Below are 312 nucleotides of genomic sequence, written 5' to 3'. Positions count from 1 at the left end.
GACCCTCAACCCCGACACCGGCCAGCTCACCACCACCGACGCCGCCGGAAACGTCACCACCAGCGACCTCAACCCGGCCGCGGACACCTTCACCACGCCGGACGGCGCCACCTCGCAGCTCAACTCCGACGGCACCGTCTCCACCACCTTCCCGGACGGTTCGACGGAGGTCCTCAACCCGGACACCGGCCAGATCACCGTCACCGACCCGTCCGGCAACATCACCACCGAGCAACTCAACCCCGGCGACTCCTTCACCAACCCGGACGGGTCCACCACCACCCTCAACGACGACGGCACCCTCACCACCGA

Annotated in this window: 1 protein-coding gene; it reads left to right on the top strand. The window is 68.6% G+C overall.

Translation table 11 applies throughout. The features are described from left to right. A partial coding sequence (locus ACTT8P_RS38560; protein WP_442836445.1) for a hypothetical protein occupies positions 1-312 on the top strand: 312 nt, incomplete at both ends.

Origin of the sequence: Streptomyces sp. JW3 (genome assembly GCF_052216785.1) — a bacterium.
Lineage (GTDB): Bacteria > Actinomycetota > Actinomycetes > Streptomycetales > Streptomycetaceae > Streptomyces.
This window is presented reverse-complemented; position numbering and strand designations above follow the sequence as displayed.